We start from the raw sequence: 23201 nt of genomic DNA, 5'->3' as shown, positions 1-23201 counted from the left end.
GGAGCGGGCTGCAGGAGATTTCGGTAACAACCGTACGAATTGGCGGTGATTTGTCGTAAGCCCGACAATTGCCACTGTTACCGGGGTAGTGCGTTAATGCCAGCCGCCATACTGAGTGGTAGGATCGCCGCGAAAACCGGCTGTGGTTTTGTTGGCATCCGGCACATGGGCGGTACTTTCCGCGGCTTGCACCATATTGTTATGGGTATAACCGCCCATGGCCTTGGCGTGTTTGGCAATGGCTGTGGTCGTGGGGTTGATGTCGTATTTGCTGGCGTCGGGATGGATCACCACGCTGATTAATTGCGCGTCTTTCGGCGCGTTGGGGGCGGGCGTGTAACTGAGAACGACCGGAAGCTCGGTGCCGGCGGGTACTTGAATTTCATAGCGCTGGCTATTGTTGAGCTCGGTACTGGCAAGCGTTTTTCCGGTTTCGGACAGTAAGCTGACGGTGCCGGTTTTGAGCGGTCCGGCGTTGTCGCTGACCGCGCCGAGCAACGATGTGGTTCGCAGGGTTTGTTTGACCGCGGCTTTGCCTGGAGTACTTGATTTTGCTTGGTCCTGGCCGCAACCGGACATTATCGGCAGGCTGAGGCAGGCGATCAGGGTAAGTGTGAATGTGGTCGGGTTTTTCATCGGTATCTCCGTCGGCGTTAGTTAAAGATACCCGCTAAACCGGCCACCGACAAGTGGGCTTTACGCGCCATCAATCGACATTGGGCGCTCATATAGCAGTTGAATAAAGCCGCTAAGGCCGTTATAGTTGCCCCACTTTTATACTTGTAAATCAATGCTATGCCATCATTCGACATCGTTTCAGAACTCGACAGCCACGAAGTAACCAACGCAGTGGACCAAGCCAATAAAGAAGTCTCCACCCGGTTTGATTTCAAAGGCTCCAATGCCTGTTTCGAGCAGCAGGAAGACAGCATCCTGATGAAAGCCGAATCGACCTTTCAACTGCAACAAATGTTGCCGATTTTGTATGCCAAAATGGGTAAACGCGGCATTGATATTTCCAGTTTGGAAAGCGGCAAGATTCAGGATACCGGCAAAACCGCTCAGCAATCCATCACCTTGAAGCAGGGTGTGGGTAGCGATCTGGCGAAAAAAATCGTCAAGCTGATCAAGGATAAAAAGCTCAAAGTGCAGGCCGCGATCAATGGCGATAAGGTGCGCGTGACCGGTAAAAAGCGCGACGATTTGCAGGAAGTCATTCAAATGTTGCGCACGGAAGATTTGGAGCAGCCTTTGCAATTCAATAACTTTCGGGATTAGTCCTCACCATTACGCCGACGAGCTTATCCGGCGTTGCAGCTATGGTGCCGCGGGTGTGGATTCCTCAGGGAGTTTTCAGTTAAATTCTCTCGGTTGGCACAAGGCGTCCGGTAAGCTAATGATGTTGGTTGACGGACGCTGAGCAACATAAATTTGGTCGGGACTTGGTTAAAGCTATCGGGGGCGCGCGATATGAAAACGGTAATGATTGGTCAAAAAGTACCGCCCCTATCGGTTTCCGACTGGGTGCAGGGACAGCCTGTCAATTTCGAACAATTGCTTGGACAAGTCGTGTTGGTGGCGGTGTTTCAAGTCAACTGCCCAGGCTGTTTCTTGTCATGTCTGCCGCAGGTGTTGGCGTTAAAACAACGTTATGCCGAGCGCGGTTTGACCGTACTGGGGCTGGCCACCGCCTTTGAAGACTTCGATAAAAATAATCTGCAAAATCTAAAACGTTTGGTTGAGACCGGTGAGGTGATCGGCGAAACCTTGAGGGTTTTAACGGAGCGAGGACTGCTACAGGACGGCAAGTTGCCGTATCGTATTGATTTTCCGGTAGCCATGGATAGATTGACCAAGCGCGAATTCGGCAGTATCGAAAGCGAAATTGACGCTTTTATCAGCCAACGCTTGAGCGATTTGGAACAAGACATCGGCTTACGCCAACCGCATGTGCGAGCGCAGGTAAAACAATATTTACAAACCCTGGATTATCATGCCGAAACCTTCGAGTTTTTCCAGTTACAGGGTACCCCGTCTTATATTCTGGTTGATAGAGCAGGCTTGCTGGTTCAATGCAGGTTTGGCGCGTATCCCGATCTGGAAACAGATATTCTCAAGCTATTGTAGTTCCCTTTCCTGCTCCGTAGGACCGTGCTACCGGCGAATGCCGCGCCCGCTTTCGCAAGGGGCTTTAGACGAAGCAGTTACAAGGCTGGCGGCTGCTTGTGGAGAAATCTTAAGGCGACATCCGTGTCTATTGTTAACGTTTTTTTAGCTGGCCCGACACGCCGTTTTAGGCAGCGTTAAGCTGGGGTGTAGCAATACTGTATTAAGCGATTGTTTTGCGACGCAAACCCATCAGGCCAGCCAATGCCGAGCCAAATAACCAAACCGCACCGGGAACAGGCACTGCGGTAGTTCCGCCTTCAATAAACGGTGTAAATACCAGGCTTTGTGATGACTGTTTTTTCTCGATCAATGCAGAATCACCCACATTGAAAGCTTCGGCGGTCAAGTCGTTTTGAATCCTGACACGCACATCCGCGTTACCCCATGCGACAGGCGTATCCAGTGTTGCGGCAGCCGACCAAGTGCTTAGCGGGCAGCCGGACGATGTGGCGCATGAGTCTGTCAACGGACCGGCGGAAAAATTGGTCGCGATATGATCCACGCCATTCCACAGATTGGTTAAACGCAATTGACCGGAAGCATCGACCGAAGGTGCCAGGGTGACGCTACCGGAGCGATTGACCAGGCGGTAATCACCGTTTTCCACCAGGCTTACGCTGCTTAAACTTAGATCCGCATCGGGTCTAATATCGAACTGCACATTGCTGTTGGCGAAGACCGTGCCCTGAGTACCGGTTGCTTGGGCTTTAAAATTTAACGGCGAGAATAAAACGCTCTTGCCGTCGCCCGATAAAGTCGGCGCGCCAAACAAGCCCAGATTCGTATCGTCATAGATGGCCGTAAAGCCGTTGCCGTCCAACGAAATTAATGCCGCCGAGGCATGTCCGCTTAACATTGAAATAACCCCGGCGCTTGCCAGGAACAAAGTCTTGATTTTCATAGGATCTCTAAATAATTCATGAATAGACAAGGTAACGAGCCGCCACAATAGCTTTACCTATCGGCTTATCGAAGCGGGTTAAAGTTTGCTGGCCGCATTATGTTTGGGGTTTGTCTAATGCGTTGCCGCGTCCATTGCCAGCTACCTGCTACCCGTCTTTGGTCGAGATAAGCTCGAATAAAAACAAAGTTATAGGCTTCTTCCTGTGAGTTCTGTCTCAGCGACCTAGCAGAGTTCTGGTCGGTGCGCAATCGTACGAATTGTCTAAGTCAAAACAGTTACCGGTCCGTGAAGGTTTGAAGAAATGTATTACAAAGGTATTCTGCCCATTGATAGATGGCGATACTGAAAGCCTGGGGCTGGCCTCTGTTTTACGGATACCAAACTGCTTCAGCGGCGGAACATAATGCCAACCTATACCTAACAATTCAGGTCATGGTATGGTGGCGCGACCTTTTTATCCTTGTCGCTTTTTTCAGGAAACGCCCATGACCGAACCCTTGCTGATTGCCAAATCCCAGACTGCCGAACTGTGTCTGCTGCCGAGCATGGCTAACCGCCACGGCTTGATAGCCGGCGCGACCGGTACCGGCAAAACCATCACCTTGCAAACCTTGGCCGAGGCTTTTTCGCAAATCGGCGTGCCGGTATTCATGGCCGATGTGAAGGGCGATTTATCCGGCATCAGCAGGACGGGGGGCGGCAATGCCAAAGTCGAGGCGCGGCTGGCTGAGTTGGGGTTAGCCGCCGACTACGCGGCGATGCCGACGCTGTTTTGGGATGTGTTGGGTAAAAAAGGCCATCCCTTGCGCTCGACGGTGTCGGAAATGGGGCCGCTGTTGCTGGCGCGGATGTTGGATTTGAACGAGGTGCAAAGCGGCGTCCTCACCGCGGCTTTCAAAATCGCCGACGACAACGGCTGGTTGCTACTGGACTTGAAGGATCTGCGGGCCTTACTGCAATACGCATCCGAAAATGCCTCCGAGTTGTCCGGTGAATACGGCAGCATCTCGGCGGCCAGCGTCGGCGCGATCCAGCGCGGCTTGTTGCAACTGGAGCACGAAGGCGGCGAGAATCTGTTTGGCGAGCCTGCGTTGGACTTTAACGACTTTCTACAAACCGACGGCGGCCTGGGTGTGATCAATATTCTGGCGGCCGACACGCTCTACAACTCGCCGCGTGTCTACGCCACTTTGCTGTTGTGGTTGTTGTCCGAGTTATTCGAAAATCTGCCGGAAGCCGGCGATCTGGACAAGCCTAAATTGGTATTTTTCTTCGACGAAGCGCATTTGCTGTTTAACGACGCGCCGTCCGCGCTGCTGCAAAAAATCGAGCAAGTAGTGCGTTTGATTCGTTCCAAAGGCGTGGGCGTGTATTTTGTCAGTCAAAATCCGTTGGATATTCCGGACGTGATCTTGGGCCAGCTCGGCAATCGGGTGCAGCACGCCTTGCGGGCGTTTACCCCGCGCGATCAAAAAGCCGTGAAAGCGGCGGCGGAAACCTTTAGAGCCAATCCGGGTGTGGATGTCGAAACTGCAATCACCGAGCTCGGTGTCGGCGAAGCTTTGGTATCTTTTCTGGATGAAAAAGGCACGCCCTTGCCGGTACAGCGGGCCATGATCAAGCCGCCAAGCTCTCATGTCGGCGCGGTCAGCGACGCTGAGCGGCAGGAATCGATCAATACTTCCGTCATCGCCGGCCATTACGAAAAACAGGTTGATCGCGAATCGGCCTACGAAATTCTCAAAGGCCGCGCCGAAAAAGTCGTGCCGCTCGAATCTGCTAGCGAAAGCGGCGATTCCGGATCCGGTTTCAATTGGGGCGAAGTGTTATTGGGCGGCGTCGGGGCCGCTACCAAATCCCGGCGCGGCCGCAGCAGCGGACAAAGCGTGCTGGAAGCCGCCGCGAAAAGCGCCGCCCGCAGTATCGGTCAGGAAGTGGGCAAGCAAATTATTCGCGGGGTGTTGGGCTCGCTGTTGGGTGGCCGGCGCTAACCAGAAAACATTGCTGACATAACGCTGTCAGGAGGGCTGTTTTAGGATGACGGCTCTTTTAACCACAACGAGGAGAACATCATGATCAACAACGTCGCAACCTGGTTTGAATTACCCGTCATCGATATGCCGCGCGCGCAGGGTTTTTATCGCAACATTTTGAATGCGTCTTTCAAGGAAGAGGAAATGAGCGGCTATCAAATGGCGATTTTCGACGCTGAAGAAGGCGCGGTCAGCGGTATGTTGATATTGGGCGAGCACTATCAACCTAGCGCAACCGGCGCGGTGGTGTATTTCAACGGCGGTGCCGATTTGAACGAGCCGTTGGCCAAGGTGGAGGCAAACGGCGGCAGCGTGTTGATGCCGAAAACCCCCATCCACGACGGCGAATGCGGTTACTTTGCGATGTTGCTAGACAGCGAAGGTAATCGGGTTGGCCTTTATTCCCAAGCTTAACGGCAATTAAAACAGCGGGCAGTCTCAAAATCTTGACTGCCCGTTCTGCAAATGCGCCGCGCCGATCGTCTGTTTCAAATCGTCCAAATCCTGCGTAACCGGCGAATGGTTACCGCCAAGGCGCTCGCCGAGCGTCTGGAAGTTTCCGAACGCACCATCTACAGAGACATCCAGGTGTTAAGCCTGTCCGGCATTCCTATCGAAGGCGAGGCCGGCGTCGGTTACATGCTGCGCCATAGTCTGGATATCCCTCCCATCATGTTCAGTGCCGCCGAACTGGAAGCTTTGGTCATCGGCGCGCGCATGGTGAAAACCTGGGCCGGTAAGGAGTTGGGGCATTCCGCGCAGTCGGTACTGGATAAGGTGACGGCGGTAGTGCCAGCGGAATTACGCGAGCAACTGGAGCGCAGCAAATTATTCGCGCTACGTTTTTCACAACGCGAAGATTTGGATGTGACCATGGATATTTGCCGTAAGGCGCTGGATGGCAAGCGTTTGCTGTCCATGGATTACCGACGTGCCGACGGCACGTTCAGCCAGCGGCGGATCAGGCCGCTGGGCCTGTATTTTTGGGGCAATGTCTGGACCTTGGTGGGCTGGTGCGAACTGCGTGGCGATTTTCGCAACTTTCGCTTGGACCGGATCCTGCGCGCGCTAGTACTGGAGGAAGTGTTTACCGACGACGCCGGCCAAACCTTGCAGGATTTTATTCGGCGGATGCATTGCTTGCCGCAGTGAGCTTGTCCGGTTAAGGTGAAGATTCGGGTTGCCGAACGCCAGGTTTTCTCTATCATGTCTGTTTAAACCGGCATTCTTACCGGTGTTTTCATTTTATCGACTCTCAACTGATCCTGCTCATGACAACAATCAACATCCAACAAATGATGGCCGACAGCGGCGTGGCGTTCGGTACCAGCGGCGCGCGCGGTCTGGTTAGGCAAATGACCGGCGAAGTCTGTGCGGCGTATACACTGGCGTTTATCCAAGGTTTAAATCTGGCGCAGCCCGGCCAAAAAATCGCCTTGGGCATGGATTTACGTCCGTCCAGCCCGGAAATCGCCCAAGCTTGCATAGCCGGCATTCGGCAGGCCGGCTGCGAAGTAGATTTTTGTGGGGTGTTGCCGACGCCGGCGCTGGCTTTGTATGCGTTGGCGAACAGTCTGCCGGCGATCATGGTCACCGGCAGTCATATTCCTTTCGACCGCAACGGTATCAAGTTTTATCGGGCTGACGGCGAGATCAGCAAAGCCGACGAAGCGGCGATGACCGATGCGACGGTGGATGTGCAAAACGTTTCCGCCGAATTGCCCACCGTAAATCCAGCCGCGTTGACGCAATTTCAGCAACGTTACACTCGCTTGTTTGGAAAGGATTTGTTAAACGGTTGGCGGGTTGGCGTCTACGAACATTCCAGCGCCGCCCGCGATGTGTTGAAGGAAATTTTGGCCGAGCTGGGCGCTGAGGTGATTGGCTTGGAGCGCACTGATACTTTCGTGCCCATCGACACCGAAGCCGTCGGCGAGGCGGATCGGCAACGCGGCCGCAACTGGGCCGCCGAATACAAATTGGATGCTTTGATCTCCACCGACGGCGACGGCGACCGTCCCTTGATCGGCGACGAAACCGGCGAATGGCTGCGCGGCGACATTGTTGGTTTGCTGTGCGCGAAATTCCTAGGTGCCGACACCGTGGTGACGCCGGTGAGCTGCAATACTGCCATCGAAGCCTCCGGCTGGTTCAAGCAAGTGGTTCGCACGCGGATTGGCTCGCCATACGTGATCGCCGGCATGGAGGATGTGCATAGCGGTAGCGTGGCCGGCTTCGAAGCCAACGGCGGCTTTTTGGCCGGGAGCGGTTTGTCGGTAAACGGCAAGGTTTTGGCGCCGTTGCCGACACGCGATTCATTGCTGCCGGCCTTGGCTTTATTGGCGATGGCGAGCACCCAAGGGGTGAAGTTATCGGGGCTGCTGCAAGGCTTGCCGCAACGTTACACCGCCAGCGACCGCATCCAGGCGTTTCCGGTCGCCAATAGCCGGGCCTTGCTGGAACGATTGCAAGCCGATGAGACCGCTTATCGCGGGCTATGGGGCGACACGCTTGGGGCTCCGGTTAATCGCGATACAACAGACGGCCTGCGCTTGACCTTCGCCAACGGCGAGATCGTGCATCTGCGTCCCTCCGGCAATGCGCCGGAATTGCGTTGCTACGCCGAGGCCGACGCTATGGCGCGCGCGGAAGAGTTGGTGGCTTCGACGTTAAAACGGATTGCCGGCTAGCGGTTAATCCGCCGTTAAGTTTCCTTGTAGTATTGTCTAATCTCGATAACAACTAAGTACGAGGGTAACACCATGCAACATAAAGCGATTTTATTCAGTTCTTTAGTCTTGGTTTCCGGTGCCGCGTTTGCGCAGTCGGCGGTATTGGAAGGCGTGGCCAAACAAGCGGCGAAAGATACCGCGACAGCCGTTGCCCCAGGCGCTGTGCAGCGCGCCGAACAAGCTAACGAAGCATTGCAGCGTGCCCAGGAAGTCAAGCAAGGCGTGGAAAATGCACCGGGCCAGTTGAAAAGCCAGGCCCAAGAAGCCGTTAAAGACGCTGCCCAACAAAAACTGGAACAAGCCGTGCCGGCCGAAGTGAAGCAAGGGGCCGAAACCCTGAAGGCTGGTAAGGAAACGGCAAAACAGTTGAAAGGTAAAGTCGACGCGGCGCCGAAATCAACCGGCGAAGCGGTCAAAGCCGTGAAAGGCAAAGCCAAGCAAAAAGCGGCGGCAAAAGCGCTGGATTTGTTGAACTAATCTGCTGGAAAAAGGGCGGCGAGGTTCGCCGCCCTTCCTAAATATCGCACAAGACCAGTGCTTGGCGAATACATCATTAACGAATCACTTCCCGATTTTTCAATGCAACGTAGATGTCATCGACGCTGTATTGATCGCAATCAAAGCTCAAATCGGCTGCGGCCGGTTTTCCATCAAGGCACAGGCACAATAAACCAGCGTTTTTGATCGCGGTAGCCAGCGCATCGTTGGCTTGTTCCAATACCGTCGTGGCATGGCCGGTATCGAACAGTTTGCGTTCCAATTGGTAAGCCACTTGTTGGGCATTGGCGCCGCTCAAGGCGATGATGCTGGCGGTTTGGCTGAAGCGTATCGCCCGCTCTGCCGCGGACACCGGTGACCAGTCTTCCGCGCTGGCGTCGCCCGTAATCATGCCGGCGCCGACCGTGACGTTGGTCAGGCGGTCTATGACGATGAAGGAGCCGGTGGTTTTGTTGCGTTTGTATGGGTCGAATACCACCGGCGCATTGACTGCCACGGTGCAAGAACCGATTTCGTTCAGTTTCAACTCATTGGCATCGTGGTGTTCCAGCGTGTTGACGTCGATACGGTGGTGAATCATCGACACTGAGCCGGACACGCTGCGCGTCGCCAGCTTAATCACATACTGCCGTCCAGGCACCATGGCTTGCTCGGTCATCCAGACGATAGTGGCTTTGAATTTGTCGGCGATGCTGGGCGCGGCTTGTTGCTGGCCCAGGATGATGTCGCCGCGGCTGACGTCTATTTCATCTTCAAGTGTCAACGTGACCGCCATGGCCGCAAACGCTTCGTCCAACTCGCCATCGAAGGTGACGATGGATTTGATCTTGCTGGTTTTGCCGGACGGCAGCGCAGTAATGGCATCGCCTTTATGAAATACGCCGGATGCGACGGTGCCGCAAAAGCCGCGGAAATCCAGGTTGGGGCGGTTGACGTATTGCACCGGGAAACGGGCGTCGGCGAAGTTGTGGTCGCTGGCGATTTCTATGCTATTCAGCAACTCCATCATCGGCATGCCGGTGAACCAGGGCATGTTGGCGCTGGGGTTGACTACGTTATCGCCGTCCAATGCAGACATCGGAATGAAATGCACGTCGTGCAAATCCAGTGATTTGATAAAGGTCAGATAGTCGTCTTGAATCTTGTGGAAGGTTTCTTCGCTGTAACCGACCAAATCCATTTTATTGATGGCGACGATGATGTGCTTGATGCCGAGCAAGGAGGCGATGAAGCTGTGGCGCTTGGTTTGGGTTTGCACGCCGTAACGGGCGTCGATCAAGATTACTGCCAAGTCGCAGGTCGAGGCGCCGGTGGCCATGTTGCGGGTGTATTGCTCGTGGCCTGGGGTGTCGGCGATGATGAATTTGCGCGTCGAAGTGGAGAAATAGCGGTAGGCGACGTCGATGGTGATGCCTTGTTCGCGCTCGGCCTGCAAGCCGTCGACCAGCAAGGCCAAGTCAATCTTGCCGGCGCCGGTGGTGCCGGACTTGACGCTGTCGGCCTGCACGGCGGCCAGTTGGTCTTCGTAAATCATTTTCGAGTCGTGCAGCAAGCGGCCGATCAAAGTACTCTTGCCGTCGTCGACGTTGCCGCAGGTTAAAAAGCGCAATAGCTCTTTACGTTCGTGTTGCGCCAGATAGGCGTTGATGTCGGTGCTGATGAGGTCGGATTGGTGGGACATGGGGTTCCTAAATGCCTTATTTGTAATAAAAGGTGCCGCGCTGTTAAAGCGCTTACTTGCAATGTTGTTTTAATAATTCGGCTAGTTCGTCACGACTCAATTGCCGGGTTGCTACATTAATCACCCATTCGTAGAGCTGGGTGTTATCCATGGCCGGTTGTTTATGGTTGGCAGCTAGAAAAACCAGCATACAGGCCGCAGCGGCTCGATTGTTACCGTCCAGAAACGGATGGTTATTGGCCAGCGAATAGCAGTATTGAGCGGCGGTTTGAAAAATGTCGCCGTTGTAGTGCCAAGTTTGCCGGGCTGCGCCGAGCGCCGATTCCAGCAAGGCTTCATCCCTGATGCCCTGCGTGCCGCCGAAGCGTTCTATCTGTTGCCGATGTATCGTCAATGCCAAAGTTTTCGAGATAAAAAACAACTCGGGCATGCTGTTACTGCGCTAATTTAGCAAAGGCGTCGGCATATTGATTCATCAATTGCTCGTGAATCTTTAAAGCGTCTTCATCGTTAATTACGCTATCGGGCAAGGCTTGCTGTTGTTTTTGTTCCAAAAACAAGACGAAATCCAATACCTCGGCTTGCAGACGGGGCTCCAGTCTTGCGAGGTGTTCTTGTATTTCTTCGTGTAATTGCATAGGTCACCCCTCAAATGATTTATCGGCACCACTGCTTTTCGCAGGGAACACCGTCATTGTTGCCGTCCATTTTGGTGTCCGGGCAGTTATTGATGAAATACGTCGCCTCTTCACACGATCTCATTTGCGAGCAATAGACGCGGCCGTCGCAAACGAAGTTTTGTGCATTGCGCTCTGTGGCGCCGGTTGTTGGATTGTTAGGCTCTGGTTTTGGGGCGCTTTCGAAAAGGCCTTTAACTTTGTCGGTTAGTTTTGAGGAAAGCGGCTGTTCTGCTTTCACTTCCGCGAGCGGTTTTAAATCCGGTGTCTTGCGATCCGCTTTGTGATCGCAAGCGGTATCCGAATAGACTACATGACCTTTAGCGTCGGTACATTTGTAAACACCGGCCAAGCTATCCGCGGAGTAAAACAGGATAAACAAGCACAAGAATTTCTTCACTATTCGTGTTTCCTCATTCGCTAATGGTACAAGCGTTTAGAAGTAACCTTCCCGTTTCTTCTGTTCCATAGACCCAGCCTGATCATGGTCGATCAAACGGCCCTGGCGTTCGGAAGTGGTGGTCAGCAGCATTTCCTGGATGATTTCCGGCAAGGTGGTGGCTGTGGATTCCACAGCGCCGGTCAAGGGATAGCAACCCAGGGTGCGGAAGCGCACCATTTTCATTTCCACTTTGTCGTTGGGGCCGATAGGCATGCGCTCGTCGTCGACCATGATCAGCATGCCGTCTTTTTCGACCACTGGCCGTTCTTTGGCAAAATACAGCGGCACGATGGGGATGTTTTCCAAGTGAATGTATTGCCAGATGTCCAGCTCGGTCCAGTTGGATAGCGGGAACACGCGGATGGACTCGCCTTTATCGACTTTGCCGTTATAAATGTTCCAGAGTTCCGGGCGTTGGTTTTTCGGGTCCCAACGGTGGTTTTTGTCGCGGAATGAATACACCCGTTCCTTGGCGCGGGATTTTTCCTCGTCGCGGCGCGCACCGCCGAAGGCCGCGTCGAACTGGTATTTGTTCAAGGCTTGTTTCAGCGCATCGGTTTTCATCACGTCGGTATGTTTTTTACTGCCGTGCGTGAACGGGCCTATGCCCTGGGCGACGCCTTCTTCGTTGATATGCACGATTAAATCCCAACCCAGATCTTTCGCCATGTTGTTACGAAACTCGATCATTTCCCGAAATTTCCAGGTGGTATCGACGTGCAACAACGGAAACGGCGGTTTGCCGGGGAAGAATGCCTTGCGAGTCAGATGCAGCATCACAGCGGAATCCTTGCCTATCGAATACAGCATGACAGGCTTTTCAAATTCCGCCGCCACTTCGCGAATGATATGGATGCTTTCTGCTTCGAGCTGTTTCAGATGGGTTAATTTATAATCGGTCATCAATTATCCGGGGCGCACGGCCATGTTTGCTGTGGAGTGTAAGCCCGCTATTTTAAAGGCAAAGCCCCATCGACGCCATCGGCAAAGCTTATGAGACAGATACACGGACTGGAAAAACTGGCCGGGCAGCAGCCCGGTCGGCTCAATGCGCCAAAACTGGCAGACCTGTTACTGATGGATTTGCGTCAATGCCGTTGCAGTATTTACGGCACTATCGGCGATGACGACAAGGTGTTGTTGGCGGAGCTGGCGCTGTTGCCGGAAAGCCTTGAATACGAAATGTTCGATCAGCGCATTGATTTCATCGTCGCGGGGCCGATACTGCGCAACGACTGTGTACCATTAATTTATCGGCTGCAGGGCGAGCAGTTTGCGCTTAGCGGCCGCTGCTCAATGATCGCTCGGGTGTGCGGTGTGGATTTGTATCTACAGCGCAGTTATACCGGTGTGATTGGCGATGTCGCCAGGCAAAAGTTCTCCATTCCGCTCAAACCACTGTTACAAATGCTGTAGCGCTTTAGTCCTTACCCCGATAAATCAGGCACTGCGTCGGATTTGGGGTACCATGAGGTTCAAGTCCCGCGTATCTTCGCGGGCCATTAGGCAAGATGGCGACGGAGTCAGGCAGATGAAATTCTATGATCGCAGTCGCAGCCTTTGCGAATGGGAGCGTTTCGAGGAATGGCGCGAGAAGATGCGTCTAAGCTTGGCGGCTCAGGAAAGCAATAAAGTCTCGCCGTTTCATTTGTTATCGATGACGGGGGTGTCGGCCGCGGAACAACGCTTGTGTGCTGATCTCTGGTTGAAAGATCGTATCGATGCTAGTGCGCTGGAACGAGCCGATCTGGCTTTTAACTACCCTACGAGCAACAGACCTAAAATTCGTTTGGGCTATTTGTCTTGCGATTTTCATGAGCATGCCACGGCATTTTTGCTGGCCGAGTTGTTCGAAGCCCATGATCGAGAGCAGTTTGAAGTGTATGCCTATTCTTATGGCCCGGACGACGGCCTGGGCATGCGCCAACGCCTGTGTGAATTTTTCGACAGTTTTGTCGATCTGCAAGCCCTGTCTTTATCTGAAGCCGCCCAAGCCATCCACCACGATAACATCGACATTCTGATCGATTTAAAAGGTTACACCCGCGGCACCCGCACCGAGATTCTTAGCTACCGACCAGCGCCGATTCAGGTCAACTACCTGGGGTATCCCGGTACCTTGGGCGGCGATTTCTGTGATTACATCATCACCGATCCCTACCTGACGCCGGCAGCCAGCGCAGCTGATTACAGCGAAGCCTTTGCCTACCTGCCGGATAGTTATCAACCGCACGGCCGGCATGCCGAAATTGGCAAGCCGACCAAACGCGCTCAGCATGGTTTGGAAGAGCACAGTTTTGTGTTTTGCTGTTTTAACCAGGCCTATAAAATTACCCCGGAAGTGTTCGATATCTGGTGTCGACTGTTGTATAGCGTGCCGGGCAGTGTGTTGTGGTTGTTAAAGAACTCCAAAGCCAAAGGCCGGCTTAGAAATGAAGCGTATCAACGCGGCATAGCGCCGGATAGATTGATATTTGCCGACGATTTACCGCAGGTCGAACACTTGGGCCGCCTGGCCTTGGCCGATCTGGTGCTGGATACTCAGCCCTACAACGCGCATACCACCGCTAGCGATGCCTTATGGGTGGGAGTGCCGATAGTCACGTGCGTCGGCGATACCTTTGCGTCGCGGGTTGCCGGCAGCTTGCTGCATGCGATCGGCTTGCCGGAGTTGATTGCCGCGGATTTGGAAGGCTATTACGATTTGGCTCTGGAGTTAGCCAGCAATCCCGCGCGCTTAAGTGAGGTCCGGCAGAAGTTGGCCGATAATCGCCTGAGCACGCCGCTGTTTGATATCAAGGCCTACACTCGGCATTTGGAAGCCTTGTATAAAACCATGTGGCAGCGGCATGTCGCGGGCGATTTGCCGATAGCGATCGGCCAAACCGAGCCGCGCTTATAGCTGGCTATTGACCCAGCGAACGATGTCTTGCGCGCTTAGCGCGCCGGCTTGTCTGGTCAGTTCTTTTCCTCCCTTGAATAGAATCAGCGTCGGAATGCTGCGAATATTGTATCGGGCGCTGAGCTGCTGCTCGGCTTCGGTGTCGACTTTGCCCAAACGCACGCGCGGTTCCAAAACTTGCGCGGCTTGCCCAAAAGCTGGCGCCATCATTTTGCAAGGTCCGCACCAATCCGCCCAAAAATCCACCAGCATCGGAATGTCGTTTCGCGCAAGATGGGTTTCAAAGCTTTTCGTAGTCAGCGCCAACGGATGACCGCTGAACAAGGCTTGATGGCATTGCCCACATTTTGGATTTTGCGACAAACGGTTTGCCGGTAAGCGGTTGACAGCTAGGCAATCTGGGCAGACTAAATGTAGGGATTCACTCATATGGTGTTCTCGAAATATAGGTTTCGGCGAATCTATTCGCCACTAAAAATTAACCAACTATCGCCACAAACCGCCGATGCGCCAACGAACTGGCCGAACAACCACCCGGTTACCGAAACTCGGAGCGATGAACGGTTCGTGCCAAAGCGTTTGCGGCCGGCTGGGGCTTAAGGCTTGCAGGCGGAGTACCCGTTCAGCGGTGGGCGGATGAGTGCGCAGCCAAGAAGGCTCCGGATTGCCCCAGCCCGGTAGCAGTATCGACTTCCAGCCGCCACTGACTCGTTCGATATGCGCCAAGGCTGTCGCCAAACCCAAGGGGTCGCCGGTCAGCGCCGCCGCATTCAGGTCGGCATCGTATTCGCGGATGCGTGATAAGCCCAGCTGCATCAATAAGGCCAGATGCGGCGAAAACAACAGCAGCAACAAACCCGGCCAATTGATTTGAAAACTGATCTCACCGAACAGCAGCAAAGGGATGGACAGCAACAAAAACAACTGTCCGGTGGCGGCGAATAAAGCGGTAATCCGGCTAATCGCATCGGCCAAGCCCATCACCCGCAAATCGTTATTGGCAATATGCGCCATTTCGTGCGCCAACACGCCGGCCAGTTCCCGCGAGTTAAGTTGTTTGAATAAACCGTCGGTCAACGCAATGGCCGATTGTTGGCGGCTGCCGACCGCAAAGGCATTGATAAGCGGGCTGGGAATGTAATACGGCGCCGGAACGCTCGGCAGTTCGGCGCGTTCGGTCAGTACCTGCAGCATTTGCCACAGCGCCGGCGCTTCTTGCGGATGGATAGGCCTCGCCCGGTAAAGACTTAGCGTCAAGCGCCAGGCTGCCGCCGGTTCGAAGATCAGCGCAATCGCGCCGGTAGCCAACGCAATCCAGATACCTTCTTCGCCGAACAACAGGCTGCCGGCCAAGGTGCAGATTACCAGTAGCGCCAACATTAAAAGTAATGTCTGCAGGCGGTTGAGCCAACTGTGGCGATGCCATTCGATAGTTTGCATGGTTACTCCAGGCCTGCCCGGCGTAATCGGCGGCGTAAGTCGTCAATTTCTTCTTGCATGTCCGCGACCAGTGCCGCTAGCTCAGGCAAGGCTTCGAAATTGCGTTCCAGGCTAACGATACGCCGCACCCGCACCAAGTGGGCGCTGGAAAAACGCCATTCGCTTTGCTGTTGCGGCAGCGGATTGAGCCAGCCTTCTTCTATATGCCGGGTAATCCATTCCGGTTCTACTGCGCAGATGGCCGCCAGTTGCTGCAAAGTCAGGCCGCTGTCTTCCAGAACGGCGTCGATCAAGTTCTCGGCTGATGACATGCTTTAGCTCCTGTGGTTTGTGCGCGGGTCGAAAGCCAGCTCGCGCGCCATGGTTTCGTAAAGTGCTTTAGCTTTGGCCGTGTTGGCCGGCGGCAATACCACCTGAATATCCAACAGCAAATCGCCGGGTGTCGCGCTGGGTATGCCCTTGCCGCGCAGCCGCAGTTGCTGGCCGCTTTGCGTGCCTTCCGGGATACGCACTTTCAGGCCGGTATCGAATAAATTCACCGGCACCATCGCCCCCAATGCCGCTTCCCAAGGCGTGACCGGCAAGCTCATATGCAGATTGCTGCCGTCCACCCGCAAACGCGGATGCGGATTGAAATGCACCTCCAGCAGCAAGTCGCCCGATTTGCCGTTACCCATGCCTGGTGCGCCCTGGCCGGCCAGGCGGATAATCTGGCCCTCGTACACACCCTTGGGGATTTTTACGTTCAAGGTGCGGGTGTCCAAAATCACATGGCCGCCGGCATCCATGCGCGGCACGCGCAAGCTGATTTGCCGGGCCGCGCCGTTAAAAGCGTCGGCTATATCCAGCAGCACTTTGGCGTGATGGTCCTCGCCTTGGGTATGGAAGTCGGCTTGGCCTTCGAATGGCCCGCCGCGCGCACGGCCAGCACCCATTTTGCCGAATAATTGACTGAAAAAGTCGCCGAAATCGGCCGTATCGGTGCTGGAAAACTCGAAGCCGGCATCCCAATTGGGCGGGGGATGGAACTCCTGGCCGGGCCGATAGCCACGTCCCAATTGATCGTAAGCTGCGCGTTTTTCAGTGTCCGACAGTACCGCGTAGGCTTCGTTGATTTCTTTCATGTGCGCCTCGGCATTCGCTTCCTTTGAAATGTCCGGGTGATATTTGCGCGCCAGCTTGCGGTAAGCTTTTTTGATGTCCGCAAGCACCGCGTCGCGATTGACGCCGAGAATTTGATAATAGTCTTTGTATTGCACGCCATGCCTCCTATGACCGACGTTGACCAAGCTAAATCTAATTGTTGCCCGGCCCTAATTTACCGCAGACATATTGTTCTGGCAGAACTTGTCGAAGCCCACGGTTGGGGTGCCTTCCGACGAACTCCAGGCGAACGCTGCTCAAGGCCCAGGTTAATAACGGTTTTATAGCGGATTGCCTGGAGAGCGACAATCTTAAATAAAACCTATCAACCGAAGATGCCTGAAAAAATGGAGGTGCGCTGGTCTAAAAACAAGAGGCTTTGCCCTGCGGTTATTTTTCGGAAGAACTTGAAATCGTTGATTTCAAACCCATCTTACTGACAATTATTTTATCGATTTGATAAGATATAACTTCTTGGGGGTGACATGGCTTCGACGTGGGTAGCAAAACCTCAGGTGCATGCCGAGCACAGTACAGCTCGTAAAACCTACTGAAAACAAGTATTCGCAAACGACGAAAACTACTCAGTGGCCTTAGCAGCTTAAAACCTGCACCACTTCTCTGACCAGATGTACTTATGCGTCTGGAGTCTCTTTCGAGAGGCGCTCAGGGATCATATTACATAAGATCGCGCCAGGGCTTAGTTCGGAGCCTGAATCGCTAAATCCAATCGAAATCGCTGTTGATCCTCTTGGCCCGACGGGTAGTCAACAGTTAAATTAAAAGCGCGGGATAAGCATGTAGAGCTTGTGGCGGAGTGCTTGCGGACGGGGGTTCAATTCCCCCCACCTCCACCACCTAAGATTAAGAACGGGGCTAAGGCCCCGTTTTTTATGGGTTAAAGAAATTTTTATCTTGCTGGATTTTTCTAATCCAATATTGAGGTCACTAACAGAGCCGCATGATCGGGCAAGCAAGCTTGAGACAAGTAGCTTATTTATGGAAAAACAATCGTGCTTCCTAAATCTTGGTGCTTTGCTTTAAAGCTAATGAGCAAACCATAGTAGTTATAAATACTCATCAATGGCCATCAAAAAATCCGACCTCTATTCCTCCCTATGGGCCTCGTGCGACCAATTGCGTGGCGGCATGGACGCCAGTCAGTACAAGGACTATGTACTGTTCATGCTGTTCATCAAATACATCACCGACAAATACGCCGACAGCGACGACTTCGCGCCGCCGGTGGTGATTCCGCCCGGCGCCAGTTTCAAGGACATGATCGCCCTCAAGGGCAAATCCGACATCGGCGACAAGATCAACACCCAGATTATCGGCCCCTTGGTCAACGCCAACGCCCGCTTGTCGAAAAGCGACTTTCCCGACTTCAACGATCCCAACAAACTCGGCGAAGGCAAGGACATGGTGGAGAAGCTCTCCAACCTGATCAGTATCTTCCAGAAGCCCGAGCTGGATTTCTCCAAAAACCGCGCCGAGCACGACGACATTCTCGGCGACGCCTACGAATACCTGATGCGCCACTTCGCCACTGAAAGCGGCAAAAGCAAGGGCCAGTTTTATACACCATCGGAAGTCAGTCGCGTCATCGCCAAAGCCATCGGCATCTCGCCGGAAAACGCCAAAGGCTCCACGACCGCTTACGACCCGACTTGCGGTTCCGGCTCCTTGCTGCTGAAAGTCGCCGCCGAAGCCGGCAAACATATTACCCTCGAAGGCCAGGAAAAAGACGTCACCACCGCCGGTCTGGCGCGGATGAACATGATCCTGCACGACTTCCCAACCGCCAACATCCTGTCCGGCAACACGTTGGCCGCGCCCAAGTTCAAGGATGGCGAGCAACTGCGCACTTACGATTACGTGGTCGCCAATCCGCCGTTTTCCGACAAGACCTGGAGCACCGGCCTGACGCCGGGCGACGATGCTTACCAGCGCTTTACTTGGGGCGAGCCGCCGGCCAAACAAGGCGACTACGCCTATTTGCTGCACATCATCCGTAGTCTGAAAGCGGGCGGCAAAGCCGCCTGCATTCTGCCGCACGGCGTGCTGTTTCGCGGCAATGCCGAAGCGGTGATCCGTCAGCAACTGGTCCGCTCCGGCTACTTGAAAGGCATCATCGGTCTGCCGGCCAACCTGTTTTACGGCACCGGCATTCCGGCCTGCATCCTGGTCATCGATAAAGAAAACGCCGCTGCACGCAAAGGCGTGTTCATGATCGACGCCAGCAAGGGCTATATCAAGGACGGCAACAAGAACCGCCTGCGCGAGCAGGACATCCACAAAATCGTCGACACCTTCGGCAAGCAAGCCGACGTGCCGCGCTATGCGCGGATGGTGGCGTTCGATGAAATCGCCGAGCCCAAAAACGACTTTAACCTGAATCTGCCGCGTTACATCGACAGCAGCGAGCCGGAAGATATTCAGGACATCAACGGCCACCTCAACGGCGGCATCCCCGAACGCGACCTGGATGCGCTGGCCGATTACTGGCAGGTGCTGCCCGGCGTGCGCGCCGCTCTTTTCTCCCCTCACCCCAACCCTCTCCAGCAGGAGAGGGAGCGACCCGGTTACGCGCAATTAACGCTGCCACTGGCCGAGGTCAAACCCGCCATCTTCGGCCATGCCGAATTCACAGCCTTCAACGCCGAGGCGACTGAACGCTTTCAAGGTTGGCGCGACGCTACCACGCCACAACTGACCGGCTTTGGTAAAGAAGGCCACCCCAAAGCCTTGATCGAAACCATTGCCGAAGATCTATTAAATACCTTCAAGCCCGCGCCGCTGCTGGACGCCTACGACATCTACCAGCACCTGATGGACTACTGGGCCGACACCATGCAGGACGACTGCTATCTGATCGCCGCCGATGGTTGGGTGGCCCAACCGACCCGCATCGTCGAAACCGATAAAAAGGGCAAAACCAAGGACAAGGGCTGGGTCTGCGATCTGATCCCTAAGCCCTATATCGTCGCCCGCTACTTTGCCGACGAACAGGCTGCCATCGAAGCCAAACAGGCCGAACTGGAAACGGCGACCGCTAGCCAAACCGAATTGGAAGAAGAGCACAACGGCGAAGACGCCATCTTTTCCGGTTACGACAACATCAATGCCGCCGCCGTTAAAGACCGGATCAAGGAAATTGGTAAAGACCCGGACGGCACCGACGAGTTGAAAGTATTAAAACAGTGGCTGGAACTCGGCAACCAGATCATCGGGTTAAAAAAGCAGATCAAGGAAGCCGAAGCCGCGCTCGACCAACTGGCCTACGAAAAATATCCAAAGCTGAGCGAAGCCGAAATCAAGACCCTAGTCATCGACGACAAGTGGATGGCGCACCTGTCCGCAGCCGTGCAGGGCGAACTGGATAGAGTCTCGCAAACCTTGACCGGCCGCATCCGGCAATTGGCCGAACGCTACGCCACACCGCTGCCTCAACTGGAAGACGAGGCGGCGGCCCTGGCCGTTCGCGTGGCAGAACACCTCAAAAAAATGGGTGTGGTATGGCCATGAATGAGCATAACGTAGGGTGGATAAGCGCTAGCGCATCCGCCGATATTCCTACACCGGCAACATGAGCGATTACCAACGCATCCGGATTCCGGGCGCTTGTTATTTCTTTACCGTCGTCACTTGGCGGCGCAAGCCGGTTTTTATCGATGATGCGCGGGTTTCGCTGTTTCGAGAGGCCTTGCGTAAAGTCAAGGCAAGCCGCCCGTTTCAAATCGACGCAATGGTCATTTTACCGGATCACCTGCATTGTATTTGGTGTATGCCGGATGACGACGCGGATTATTCCGGTCGTTGGCGCGAAATCAAAAAAGCCTTTTCCCGCCAAATCGATACCACCACCAATGCCAGAAACGAGCGATTGGTCTGGCAACGGCGGTTTTGGGAGCATACGATTCGCGATGCGGACGATTGGCGGCGCCACGTGGATTACATTCATTACAACCCGGTCAAACACGGATTAGCGCAGCGCCCCAGCGATTGGCCGTGGTCATCGTTCGCCGGTGCCGTCAAAAAAGGTTGGTACGATGCCGATTGGGGTGCCACGCCGCCAAACCACATCAGCGACATGGAGCACGAATGACCGCAAAAGCACCCAACGTAGGGTGGATAAGCGAATGCGTATCCACCATTATTTGCCGAGGTCCGGTGGATGCGCTGGCGCTTATCCACCCTACTACTACTTGCCCAAGGTTCAACGGTTCAACGATGCCGTGGAAAATGCAACCCAATGAGTAATCAACCAACAAACCATGCCGAGGCGGTCAACGAAGCTAGCGCGGCTTATGGTTTGCGGATCGACAAGGAAGCGCGGTATGACGAATCCTCCCGTAGGGTGGATAAGCAAAGCGCATCCACCGAGTCATTGAAGCCTCCGGTGGATGCGCGTTCGCTTATCCACCCTACTACTTATCGCTTGCCGGTTGGAAATGCGACTTTGATTAAGCCGGGTTACAAGATGACGGAGGTGGGGGTTATTCCGGAGGATTGGAGTGTGAAATCAGTCAACGAAATTGGCCAAATTAAGACCGGCCCCTTCGGGACTCTGCTAAAGGCCAGCGAGTATTCCGACAATGAAGGAGTCCCTCTTATTTCTGTTGGCGAGGTCGGTGAGGGTAGTTTTCGCGTCACAGATCGCACACCACAAATACCAAAAAATGTAGTACGTCGTCTGCCTCAATATGTCCTTCGGAGTGGCGACATTGTCTTTGGCAGAAAGGGGGCCGTAAATCGCTCTGCGCTTGTTTCCCCTGCTGAAGATGGCTGGTTTTTGGGCTCTGATGGAATCAGCGTCAGACCAAACAACAAGTGTTACCCTCCGTACTTGGCTGCTCAATTTCAAAGCCGAACTGTGCAATCCTGGCTAGTTCAGAACGCTATCGGAACGACGATGCCGTCTTTAAATCAAGGCATATTGAGTCGAGTTCTGATTCCGTATGCCTCCGAGGTCGAACAACGCGCCATCGCGGCGGCGTTGAGCGACGTGGATGCGCTGCTGGACGGGCTAGAGCGGCTGATCGCCAAGAAGCGCGATCTCAAACAAGCCGCCATGCAACAACTCCTCACCGGCCAAACCCGCTTGCCTGGATTTAGTGGGGAGTGGGAGTTTAAACGTTTAGGTGATCAGGCAGAATTGGTTATCAAAGGAACAACCCCTTCATCTTTGGGTAAAGAATTCACTAATTCAGGTGTAACTTTTATTAAGATCGAGGCTATAAGCGCAAGCGGCATAATCATCCAAGATAAACTCGACTTTATTGATGAGGAAACCGATAAGCTACTTAGCAGGCTGGTGAAAAACTCGAAAAGCCAAGTAAGCTAAGGCATAGATGAGCGGCTAACTGTTAAAATAGGCTACCTAAATTTGGAGCCTTTCAATGCGCGGACACGATGCCATTCAAAACAGCTGGTTCAGCTATGTTAGCCTGGAAGACCGTATTCCCAAACAGCATCCGTTGCGTCGTTTACGGCTACTGGTTGATGGCGTATTGGCCTCAATGGATGCCGTCTTTGCCGAGCGTTACTCGCACACAGGCCGTCCCTCGATTGCCCCTGAAAAACTGCTGCGCGCCTTGCTGTTGCAAGTGCTGTACACCGTTCGCAGTGAGCGTCAGTTGATGGAACAACTGGACTACAACCTGTTGTTTCGCTGGTTTGTCGGTCTGGGCATCGACGACGCCGTGTGGGAACGCACAGTGTTCAGTGCCAACCGCGAACGCCTGCTGTCCGAAGCCCTGAGTCGCGAATTTTTTGAGCGGGTACTGGCCATAGCCGAATGGCAAAATCTGGTGTCCGACGAACACTTCAGTGTCGACGGTAGCCTCATTGAAGCCTGGGCCTCGCACAAAAGCTTCGTCAAAAAAGATGGTAGTGGTCCCGATAAACCCGCCGGCCGCAATCCCGAGATCGACTTCAGTGGCGAAAAGCGCAGCAACGCCACCCATCAAAGTACAACCGATCCCGAAGCCCGGCTTTACAAGAAAGGCGAATACACCGAGGCCAAACTGCGTTACATCACCCATGCCTTGTCCGAGAATCGCAACGGCCTGATTGTCGATGTCGAAACCACTCAAGCCACCGGCACCGCCGAAATCGAAGCCGCGCAAAAAATGATCAAACGCCGCGTGCCCCAAGGTGGCAGCGTCAGTGCCGACAAAGGCTATGACCAAGCGGCGTTCGTCAACGGACTCGAGTCCCGTGATATCAAAGCCCATGTGGCCCGCAAAAAGATTGGCAGTGCCGTCGACGGCCGCACCGCGCGCGGCAAAGGTTACGCCCAAAGTCTCAAGCGCCGCAAAATCGTCGAAGAAGCCTTTGGCTGGGTCAAAACGGTCGGCGGCCTGCGCAAAACCCGTCACATCGGCTTAGCCAAAGTCGCGGGTCAGGCCTTGTTTTGCTTTGCCGCCTACAACCTGACGCGCATGCTCAACCTATTGGTGTTCACGCCGAAACCGGCGTGGAGTGCACCCGCCTAGGGTGAAGTTCGCCTGAAAACCGTCCACAGACGGCTTCAGGCGAATAAAAAGCCCTTGAAACCGGGGCAAAACGCTTGAAA

General features: G+C 54.3%; 24 protein-coding genes and 1 other RNA gene. 14 read left to right on the top strand and 11 right to left on the bottom strand.

All coding sequences use genetic code 11. The annotated features are described in order from the left end of the window. Positions 1-93: 93 nt before the first annotated feature. Positions 94-636: a hypothetical protein gene (locus ACR02O_RS22280; protein WP_415879854.1), complete on the bottom strand. Its 543-nt coding sequence runs from the start codon at positions 634-636 to the stop codon at positions 94-96. Between the two features lie 159 nt (positions 637-795). Here ACR02O_RS22280 and ACR02O_RS22275 point away from each other — a divergent pair, with 159 nt between their 5' ends. Together ACR02O_RS22275 and ACR02O_RS22270 are read left to right on the top strand one after the other, a co-directional pair. Continuing rightward, the gene (locus ACR02O_RS22275; protein ID WP_033156023.1) at positions 796-1278 is read left to right on the top strand and encodes a YajQ family cyclic di-GMP-binding protein; all 483 of its coding nucleotides are present in this window, start codon (positions 796-798) and stop codon (positions 1276-1278) included. Between the two features lie 192 nt (positions 1279-1470). Then, positions 1471-2127, top strand: a complete 657-nt coding sequence (locus ACR02O_RS22270) for a thioredoxin domain-containing protein (protein WP_319960356.1) — start codon at positions 1471-1473, stop codon at positions 2125-2127. A 202-nt stretch (positions 2128-2329) separates the two neighbouring features. On the opposite strand, the gene ACR02O_RS22265 is transcribed toward ACR02O_RS22270, so the two are convergent. Beyond that, a complete protein-coding gene (locus ACR02O_RS22265; RefSeq protein WP_033156025.1) occupies positions 2330-3070 on the bottom strand; it encodes a hypothetical protein in 741 nt (246 codons plus the stop codon). 488 nt (positions 3071-3558) lie between these two features. Here ACR02O_RS22265 and ACR02O_RS22260 point away from each other — a divergent pair, with 488 nt between their 5' ends. From ACR02O_RS22260 to ACR02O_RS22240, 5 genes are all read left to right on the top strand, one after another. Next, complete coding sequence (locus ACR02O_RS22260; RefSeq protein WP_458138361.1) at positions 3559-5064, top strand: helicase HerA-like domain-containing protein; 1506 nt, start codon at positions 3559-3561, stop codon at positions 5062-5064. 81 nt (positions 5065-5145) lie between these two features. Then, on the top strand, positions 5146-5520 hold the full coding sequence (locus ACR02O_RS22255; protein WP_494522407.1) for a VOC family protein: 375 nt from the start codon (positions 5146-5148) through the stop codon (positions 5518-5520). Between the two features lie 51 nt (positions 5521-5571). Beyond that, positions 5572-6258: a helix-turn-helix transcriptional regulator gene (locus ACR02O_RS22250; protein ID WP_458138359.1), complete on the top strand. Its 687-nt coding sequence runs from the start codon at positions 5572-5574 to the stop codon at positions 6256-6258. 119 nt (positions 6259-6377) lie between these two features. Next, positions 6378-7796: a phosphomannomutase gene (locus tag ACR02O_RS22245; RefSeq protein ID WP_494522406.1), complete on the top strand. Its 1419-nt coding sequence runs from the start codon at positions 6378-6380 to the stop codon at positions 7794-7796. A gap of 72 nt (positions 7797-7868) precedes the next feature. Continuing rightward, positions 7869-8315: a hypothetical protein gene (locus ACR02O_RS22240; protein WP_458138357.1), complete on the top strand. Its 447-nt coding sequence runs from the start codon at positions 7869-7871 to the stop codon at positions 8313-8315. Positions 8316-8391: 76 nt separating this feature from the next. On the opposite strand, the gene cysN is transcribed toward ACR02O_RS22240, so the two are convergent. From cysN to cysD, 5 genes are read right to left on the bottom strand one after another with little or no spacing between them, the layout of a single operon-like run. Beyond that, a complete protein-coding gene (gene cysN / locus ACR02O_RS22235; protein ID WP_494522405.1) occupies positions 8392-10017 on the bottom strand; it encodes a sulfate adenylyltransferase subunit CysN in 1626 nt (541 codons plus the stop codon). A 52-nt stretch (positions 10018-10069) separates the two neighbouring features. Then, complete coding sequence (locus ACR02O_RS22230) at positions 10070-10447, bottom strand: type II toxin-antitoxin system death-on-curing family toxin (protein WP_033156032.1); 378 nt, start codon at positions 10445-10447, stop codon at positions 10070-10072. A gap of 4 nt (positions 10448-10451) precedes the next feature. Then, positions 10452-10655 (bottom strand): hypothetical protein, encoded by a 204-nt coding sequence (locus tag ACR02O_RS22225; protein WP_033156033.1) that lies wholly within the window; start codon positions 10653-10655, stop codon positions 10452-10454. A 19-nt stretch (positions 10656-10674) separates the two neighbouring features. Then, positions 10675-11094 carry a DUF4124 domain-containing protein gene (locus ACR02O_RS22220; RefSeq protein WP_051669815.1) on the bottom strand — a complete coding sequence of 140 codons (420 nt, stop codon included), beginning with the start codon at positions 11092-11094 and terminating at the stop codon, positions 10675-10677. A gap of 36 nt (positions 11095-11130) precedes the next feature. Then, positions 11131-12039 (bottom strand): sulfate adenylyltransferase subunit CysD, encoded by a 909-nt coding sequence (gene cysD, locus ACR02O_RS22215; protein WP_033156035.1) that lies wholly within the window; start codon positions 12037-12039, stop codon positions 11131-11133. A 90-nt stretch (positions 12040-12129) separates the two neighbouring features. Between cysD and ACR02O_RS22210 the strand changes: the two genes are divergently transcribed. Both ACR02O_RS22210 and ACR02O_RS22205 read left to right on the top strand, forming a co-directional pair. Then, entirely contained in the window at positions 12130-12552 is a 423-nt protein-coding gene (locus ACR02O_RS22210; protein WP_458138355.1) for a hypothetical protein, read from the top strand. A gap of 115 nt (positions 12553-12667) precedes the next feature. Then, positions 12668-14038, top strand: coding sequence for an O-linked N-acetylglucosamine transferase, SPINDLY family protein (locus ACR02O_RS22205; protein WP_458138354.1), 1371 nt, complete (start codon positions 12668-12670; stop codon positions 14036-14038). Here ACR02O_RS22205 and trxC read toward each other — a convergent pair. From trxC to ACR02O_RS22185, 4 genes are read right to left on the bottom strand one after another with little or no spacing between them, the layout of a single operon-like run. After that, a complete protein-coding gene (gene trxC, locus ACR02O_RS22200) occupies positions 14033-14467 on the bottom strand; it encodes a thioredoxin TrxC (RefSeq protein WP_458138353.1) in 435 nt (144 codons plus the stop codon). The two genes, ACR02O_RS22205 and trxC, sit on opposite strands and share 6 nt — an antisense overlap. 57 nt (positions 14468-14524) lie before the next feature. Continuing rightward, positions 14525-15478: a zinc metalloprotease HtpX gene (locus ACR02O_RS22195; RefSeq protein ID WP_458138352.1), complete on the bottom strand. Its 954-nt coding sequence runs from the start codon at positions 15476-15478 to the stop codon at positions 14525-14527. A gap of 2 nt (positions 15479-15480) precedes the next feature. Continuing rightward, on the bottom strand, positions 15481-15789 hold the full coding sequence (locus ACR02O_RS22190) for a chaperone modulator CbpM (protein WP_171696580.1): 309 nt from the start codon (positions 15787-15789) through the stop codon (positions 15481-15483). A 3-nt stretch (positions 15790-15792) separates the two neighbouring features. Continuing rightward, a complete protein-coding gene (locus ACR02O_RS22185; protein ID WP_458138351.1) occupies positions 15793-16737 on the bottom strand; it encodes a DnaJ C-terminal domain-containing protein in 945 nt (314 codons plus the stop codon). A 360-nt stretch (positions 16738-17097) separates the two neighbouring features. Here ACR02O_RS22185 and ssrA point away from each other — a divergent pair. The 5 genes from ssrA (at position 17098) to ACR02O_RS22160 (ending at position 23121) form a co-directional block, all read left to right on the top strand. Further along, positions 17098-17478: a transfer-messenger RNA gene (ssrA, locus tag ACR02O_RS22180) on the top strand. 226 nt (positions 17479-17704) lie between these two features. Continuing rightward, positions 17705-20149: a type I restriction-modification system subunit M gene (locus ACR02O_RS22175; RefSeq protein WP_494522404.1), complete on the top strand. Its 2445-nt coding sequence runs from the start codon at positions 17705-17707 to the stop codon at positions 20147-20149. A 61-nt stretch (positions 20150-20210) separates the two neighbouring features. Further along, a complete protein-coding gene (locus ACR02O_RS22170; protein WP_494522403.1) occupies positions 20211-20729 on the top strand; it encodes an REP-associated tyrosine transposase in 519 nt (172 codons plus the stop codon). Positions 20730-20876: 147 nt separating this feature from the next. Beyond that, positions 20877-21968: a restriction endonuclease subunit S gene (locus tag ACR02O_RS22165; RefSeq protein ID WP_494522402.1), complete on the top strand. Its 1092-nt coding sequence runs from the start codon at positions 20877-20879 to the stop codon at positions 21966-21968. A 55-nt stretch (positions 21969-22023) separates the two neighbouring features. After that, the gene (locus ACR02O_RS22160) at positions 22024-23121 is read left to right on the top strand and encodes an IS5 family transposase (RefSeq protein WP_458138937.1); all 1098 of its coding nucleotides are present in this window, start codon (positions 22024-22026) and stop codon (positions 23119-23121) included. Positions 23122-23201: the final 80 nt, after the last annotated feature.

Source organism: Methylomonas sp. PHL2-19 (genome assembly GCF_059331595.1).
Note: the sequence above shows the minus strand (reverse complement) of the source record. Positions and strands in the feature narration are given on the sequence as shown.